Raw genomic sequence first — 6935 nt, 5'->3', positions numbered from 1 at the left:
GGTCTCAACTCGGCGGCCCTCACCGGCTACGCCACCAGCCTCTGAGACCCGCATGAGTGAGCCCCGGAACGGTCAAGGTTCCGGGGCTCACCGCGTCATCATACCCTGACCCGGACATTTGCAGTCGAGGGAAGAGTTACGTGCAGTTCCGCCAAAACGCCCTTTCCAAGCTGCAATCGCCCGAAGAAATAGATCTGCCGGTGCGTTTCGCCCGTCCGCAGGGCTGGCTCGTCCTCACCATCACGGTTGTCGCCATGGCAGCGGCATTTTTCTGGGCCGTAAATGGTTCCGTTTCGTCCACTCTCACCGTCCCCGGCATTCTTACGCACGCACAGGGCAGTTATGTCCTGCAGAGTCCGGTCGCGGGCCAGGTCACCGAAGTCCTCGCCGAGGAGGGCAAGCAGCTGCCCGCGGGCGCACCGCTGCTGAAGGTCCGTACCGCCGAGGACGACAGGACGGCGGGCGACGAGGAACAGGGCGAAACGGCGGAGGGCGACGGGGCGGACGGCGACAACGCCGATGGCGACAAGGCGGACGGCACGGTCATCCGCACGATCGCAGCGGGCCGGGTGACCACCCTCGTCGCCACCATCGGTGCCGTCGTCACCACCGGCACGAACGTCGCGGTCGTGGAGCGGGTCGACGACGCCGACGCTCCTCTGATGGTGATGCTCTATCTCCCGGCCGACAACGGCTCGACGGTCCCCGTGGGCGCGCGTGTCGATCTCACCGTGCAGTCCGTGCCGGCCCAGCAGTACGGAGTGCTGCGAGGCCGGGTGAAGGCGATCGGCAGGACCTCGCAGACGCGGGCGCAGATCGCCGGCTTCCTCGGCGACAGCCAGCTGGGCGAGCAGTTCTCGCGGCAGGGCAGGCCGGTGCCCGTGCTGGTGCAGCTGGACCGGTCGTCCCGTACGAAGTCCGGATACGCGTGGTCGTCGGCGGACGGGCCGCCGTACGCGATCGGCTCCATGACTCTGGCCACCGGCGCCGTCCATCTGGCCGACCAGCGTCCGATCGATTGGCTGCTGCCGTGACCGCACCGCACCGCACCGCCCCCGCACGGCGCCGCGCGAACGCCCGCCGCGCGAACCCCCGCCGTGTGCGGAAGCCCGTGCAGCAGAAGGCCGTCCGCACGCCCACCGTGCTCCAGATGGAGGCCGTGGAGTGCGGCGCCGCCGCGCTCGCCATGGTGCTCGGCCACTACGGCAGGCACGTACCCCTCGAAGAGCTGCGCATCGCGTGCGGCGTCTCCCGCGACGGCTCGCGGGCCAGCAACATCCTCAAGGCGGCTCGCAGCTACGGGCTGCAGGCCAAGGGCATGCAGATGGAGCCGGCCGCGCTCGCGGGCGTGCGGGCACCCGCCATCCTGTTCTGGGAGTTCAACCACTACGTCGTCTACGACGGCATGGGGCGGCGCCTCGGCCGCCGGGGCGTGCACATCAACGACCCCGACAAGGGCCGCCGTTTCGTGCCGGCGGAGGACTTCGACACCAGCTTCACCGGTGTGGTCCTGGTCTTCGAACCCGGTGAGGCGTTCCGCCCGGGCGGGCGCAGGCCCGGGATCCTCGGTTCGCTGCCGGCCCGGCTGCGCGGAACCACCGGCACGATGGCCGCCGCGCTGCTCGCCAGCCTCCTCCTGGTCGCGGTCGGCGCCGCGCTCCCCGCGCTGAGCCGTACGTACATCGACATGTTCCTGGTGGGCCGCCAGACCTCGCTGCTGGGCGTTCTGTTCGCGTCCATGGCCGCGATGGTGGCACTGACCGCCGTACTGACCGGACTGCAACAGGCGAACCTGCTGCGCGGCCGGATCATCTCGTCCACGCTGAGCAGCGCCCGCTTCTTCCGGCATCTGCTGCGGCTCCCGGTGACGTTCTTCGCGCAGCGCAGCCCCGCCGACCTCGTGCAGCGGCTGCAGTCCAACGACGCGGTCGCGGAGACCCTGGCCCGCGATCTCACCGCGTTCGGCGTGGACGGGACCGTCGTCGTGCTCTACGCGGTGCTGCTGTGGACCTACGACCCGCAGCTCACCGTCATCGGGGTACTGATCGCGCTGCTCAATGTGGTCGCGATGCGGGTCGTGGTGCGGCTGCGTGCCACACGTACGCAGAAGCTGCGCGCCGACAGCGCCCGGCTCACCAACACCTCGTACACCGGTATCCAGTTGATCGAGACGATGAAGGCCACCGGGGGCGAGAACGGGTACTTCCGCCGCTGGGCCGGGCAGCACGCGACCACGCTGGAGGAGCAGCAGCGTCTGGGCGTGCCGAGCGCGGCGCTGGCGGTCGTCGCCCCCACCCTCGCCACGCTCAACAGCGCGGTGATCCTGTGGATCGGCGGGCTGCGTGCCGTGGAGGGCCATATCTCGATCGGTCTGCTCGTCGCCTTCCAGGCGCTGGTGACCCGCTTCACGGCGCCGATCACCCGGCTCAACGGGATGGCGAGCCGGATCCAGGACTTCGCCGCCGATGTGACCCGGCTCAAGGACGTCGAGAACTTCCCCGCGGACGGCCTGTACACCCGCCGCGAACCGGCCGCGAGCACCCGCAGGCTGATGGGTCATGTGACGCTCGACGACATCACCTTCGGCTACAGCCCGCTCGACAAGCCGCTGCTCACCGGCTTCTCGCTGTCCGTCGGGCCGGGGCAGCAGGTGGCGCTCGTCGGCGGCTCCGGAAGTGGCAAGTCCACCGTCTCACGGCTGATCGCCGGGCTCTACAGCCCGTGGGAGGGGACGATCCGGATCGACGGGCAGCGGCTCGACGACATCCCGCGGGGTGCGCTCGCCGCCTCGGTGTCCTTCGTCGACCAGGAAGTCTTCCTCTTCGAGGGCACCGTGCGGGACAACGTGGCGCTGTGGGATCCGTCGATCCCGGACGAGGCCGTCGTCGACGCGCTCAAGGACGCGGCCCTGTACGACGTCGTCGCCCGGCGGCCCGGCGGGATCCACGGCCGCGTGGAGCAGGACGGGCGCAATTTCTCGGGTGGGCAGCGGCAGCGTCTGGAGATCGCGCGGGCGCTGGTCCGCCGGCCCAGTGTGCTGGTCCTCGACGAGGTGACCAGTGCGCTGGACGCGGAGACCGAGCAGCTCATCATCGACAATCTGCGGCGCCGCGGCTGCGCCTGCGTGGTGATCGCCCACCGGCTCAGCACGGTGCGCGACAGCGACGAGATCCTGGTGCTCGACCACGGCTCGGTCGTGGAGCGTGGGCGGCACGAAGAGCTGGTCGCGCGCGGGGGCGCGTACGCCGAACTGGTCAAGGAGCACTGAGGTGATCCCCGTTCAGCCCGGCCATCAGGCCCCTTCGCCGTATCCCGACGACATGGTGCTGGCGGCGCTCGGCGGCCTCGGCCGGCAGGTCGACTGCTCCGGACTGCGGAGTCTGTCGCTGGAGGGGCCACAGGTGCTGTGGCTCGTCGTGGGCGGGGCACTCGACCTGTTCGCGGTCGACGCCGTCCAGCAGGGGCACTGGCACTTCCTCGGCCGGCTGGAGACAGGCACCCTGCTGCTCGGCCCGGTCGAGGGGCCCCAGCACACCCTGGTCGGCAGGCCGTTGCAGGGGTGCGTGCTGCGCCGGATCCCGCTGCGGGAGCTGCACCAGCCGTCCGGGTACGCCGACGCGTGGTCGTACCAGAACCCGTACCAGAGCCAGTACGACAGCCAGGACGGCACCCTCAGCCTGCTGGAGCACGCTTTCGCGCTCGGCGTCGGACGCGGCCAGCGCGTGCTGTTCGAAGCCCCGCTCGACGGCCGGACGACGGACGACGAGGCGGTCGCCGACGACGACATCCTGTGGCTGCCGGTCTTTCCCGGCAGCGTGCAGTACGGCGCGGCGTTCAGCGCGGAGGCGGCTGCCGATCTCCTCGTCGACGGCGCCCTGTGGCAGCAGATGGTCAACCAGCAGTACCGGCTGCTGTCGGGTCTCGACCGCTGGATCGAGCGGCTCGAACGGGCCCACGAGGACAGGGCCGCCGCCGGCATCAAGGCGGGCGAAGCGGTACGGGCGGGCGCGGACCTGGCGCTGCTGGCCTCCATGGGCCGCTCCCGCAGGACCGTCTCCGCGCGATCGACGGGCGCCGCCTCCGACGACGCCGTGTACTCCGTCTGCCGGCTGGTCGCGTCGGCGGCCGGGGTCACGCTCGCGGAGCCCACCCGGGGCGGCCCGGTCAACGAGCGGATCGGGCCGGTCGAACGCATCGCGCTCACTTCGCGGATCCGGACCCGCGCGGTACGGCTCGACGGGAAGTGGTGGCGGGAGAACTGCGGCCCTCTGGTGGGTCACCGTGCCAAGTCCGGTGCGCCGGTCGCCCTGTTGTGGCGGCGTGGCGGATATCAGGCGGTGAACCCGGCAACGGGCAGCCGGATCCGTGTCGACGAGGACACCGCGGAGGAGTTCGAGCCGCGTGCCGTCATGTTCTACCGGCCGCTGCCCGAACGCCCGATGAACCTCTGGCGGCTGATGCGCTTCAGTCTCCATGGCAGCCGCCCGGACCTGCGCAATCTCGCGATCGCGGGCCTGGTGACGGTCGCTCTGGGCGCGCTGGTGCCGATCGCCACGGGACAGGTGCTCGGTGTGTACGTACCGAACGCCGAGACCAGCCTCATCGTGCAGGTGTCCGTGGCCGTCATGGTCGCGGGCATCGTCTCCGCCGCGTTCATGCTGCTGCAGAACCTCACCATCCTGCGCATGGAGGGCCGCATCGAGTCCACGCTGCAGCCCGCCGTGTGGGACCGGCTGCTACGGCTGCCGACCAAGTTCTTCGCCGAGCGCTCCACGGGAGAGCTGGCGAGCGCGGCGATGGGCATCAGCGCGATCCGCAGACTGCTGTCGGGCGTGGGCCCCGTGGTCGTCCAGGCGAGCACGGTCGGGGCGATGAACCTCGTCCTGCTGCTCGCCTACAGCGTCCCGCTGGCGCTGGCGGCGATCGCGATGCTGACCGTCATCGGGGTCGTGTTCCTGGGGCTCGGGCTGTGGCAGCTGCGCTGGCAGCGGCGCCTCATGGAGCTCGGCAACAAGCTCAACAACCAGGCGTTCCAGACACTTCGCGGGCTGCCCAAGCTGCGGGTCGCGGCGGCGGAGAGCTTCGCGTACGCGGCGTGGGCGCGGCAGTTCGCGCGCAGCCGCGAGCTGCAGCGGCGGGCGGGCCGGATCCGCAATCTGACCACGGTCCTCGACGCGGTCTATCTGCCACTCTGCGCGCTCATCATGTTCATGCTGCTGGCGGGCCCGGCGCGCGGGAGCCTCACGGCCGGTGAGTTCCTCACCTTCCACACTGCCGTGACGATGATGCTGGCATCGGTGACACAACTGACCGGAGCGCTCGTCTCCGCCGCGGCCGTCCTGCCGATGTTCGAACAGATCAAGCCGGTTCTGGAGGAGGCGCCCGAGGTACGCGGCGCCAGCACCCAGCCCGGAGAGCTGTCCGGGGCGATCGAGGCCCGAAAGGTGTCCTTCCGCTACGCCGACGACGGCCCGCTCGTCCTCGACGACGTGTCCCTCACGGTCCGGCCCGGCGAGTTCGTCGCGATCGTCGGCCCCAGCGGCTGCGGCAAGACGACCCTGCTCCGCCTGCTCATCGGCTTCGACAAACCCGCCTCGGGCAGCGTGCTCTACGACGGCCAGGACCTCGCGGCACTCGACCAGGCGGCCGTCCGCCGCCAGTGCGGTGTCGTCCTGCAGAACGCCCAGCCGTTCACCGGGTCGATCCTGGACTGCATCTGCGGCGCCGAGCCGTTCACGCAGGAGGAGGCGTGGGAGGCCGCCGAGATGGCGGGGCTCGCCGAGGACATCCGGCGCATGCCGATGGGCATGCAGACCATGATCGCCGGCGGCGGCGCGATCTCCGGCGGACAGCGACAGCGTCTGATGATCGCCCAGGCCCTCGTACGACGGCCGCGCGTCCTGTTCTTCGACGAGGCGACGAGCGCGCTCGACAACGCGACCCAGCGCACGGTGATCGAGAGCACCCGTGCGCTGCGCGCCACCCGCGTCGTCATCGCCCACCGGCTGTCGACGGTGATGGACGCGGATCGGGTCGTCGTGATGTCGGAGGGGCGTGTGGTGCAGGTGGGGCCGCCGGCGGAGCTGCTGGCGGATACGAGCGGGCGGCTTCACGAGCTGGTACGGCGGCAGATGACCTGAGGTGCCGCCGGATCCGGGCCCGGGTCGGACCGGCCCGGGTCGGACCGGCCCGGGTCCCCGCACACCGGGCGCGTGTGCGCGCGGTGTTCTGCAGTGCGTGACAGCGAATACACATCCCGTCCCTTTTACTGGATTTTGCCCTAAATTGTTGACCGTGTCACTATCTCGGTTCTAGCGTGAAAGGCACGAGGTGACTCATAGAGGGTTCAGTCATTAGGGCCGCTCGGCACCTCGAAGACCGGTCGGGACCGTGACCGAACGCCGCGGCCCGGGCGGCGGGGTGGTGTCGCGGAACCGCGGCCCGCCGCATCATGTCGGCGAGGCTGCGGAAGCCCGGTACCGAATCCCACCTGCACCTCCTCGCAACACTCATGAGGCGGCGTCAGTTCTGCCGCGCGTGGGCGGGTGCCGGTGCCGGACAGGGTCGCGAGTGCATCCCGCGCGTCGGGCCCCCAGGTGGGCCGGATGCGCGCCGGGCCCGGGACTTCCGGGTCCGCGAAACCCACTCATCCCTGGAAGGGAAGAATCATGAGCGCAACCGCGTCCCGGACCGGGCGCCTCGTTGCCGCAGTGTTCGCCGCGCTCGTCCTCGCGTTCACCGGGATCGGAGCCGGCACGGCCGCCGCGGACTCGCACCACGGCAACTCCGGATACTCCAGCGACCGCGGCCACGACGGTGACCACGGCGATCACGGCGATCACGGCGATCACGGCAACTACGGCGACAACGACGACAACGACTACGGAAGCTGGGGCGGCTACGGCAACTGGTGAGACGACACCGGGCTCCCGCTC

General features: G+C 70.6%; 4 protein-coding genes. All 4 read left to right on the top strand.

Features of this window, described 5'->3' with window-relative positions; all coding sequences use genetic code 11:
• Positions 1-140 precede the first annotated feature (140 nt).
• The 4 genes from ACWGI8_RS36160 to ACWGI8_RS36145 all read left to right on the top strand — a co-directional run bounded on the left by ACWGI8_RS36160 (position 141) and on the right by ACWGI8_RS36145 (position 6914).
• Positions 141-1034: an HlyD family efflux transporter periplasmic adaptor subunit gene (locus ACWGI8_RS36160; RefSeq protein WP_453667593.1), complete on the top strand. Its 894-nt coding sequence runs from the start codon at positions 141-143 to the stop codon at positions 1032-1034.
• A 116-nt stretch (positions 1035-1150) separates the two neighbouring features.
• Positions 1151-3268 carry an NHLP family bacteriocin export ABC transporter peptidase/permease/ATPase subunit gene (locus tag ACWGI8_RS36155; RefSeq protein ID WP_453667596.1) on the top strand — a complete coding sequence of 706 codons (2118 nt, stop codon included), beginning with the start codon at positions 1151-1153 and terminating at the stop codon, positions 3266-3268.
• Positions 3269-3320: 52 nt separating this feature from the next.
• Positions 3321-6140, top strand: a complete 2820-nt coding sequence (locus ACWGI8_RS36150) for an NHLP bacteriocin export ABC transporter permease/ATPase subunit (RefSeq protein ID WP_453667594.1) — start codon at positions 3321-3323, stop codon at positions 6138-6140.
• Positions 6141-6668: 528 nt separating this feature from the next.
• Entirely contained in the window at positions 6669-6914 is a 246-nt protein-coding gene (locus ACWGI8_RS36145; protein ID WP_453667592.1) for a hypothetical protein, read from the top strand.
• The last annotated feature ends 21 nt before the right edge of the window (positions 6915-6935 follow it).

It is taken from the genome of Streptomyces sp. NPDC054841 (assembly GCF_053611045.1).
Note: the sequence above shows the minus strand (reverse complement) of the source record. Positions and strands in the feature narration are given on the sequence as shown.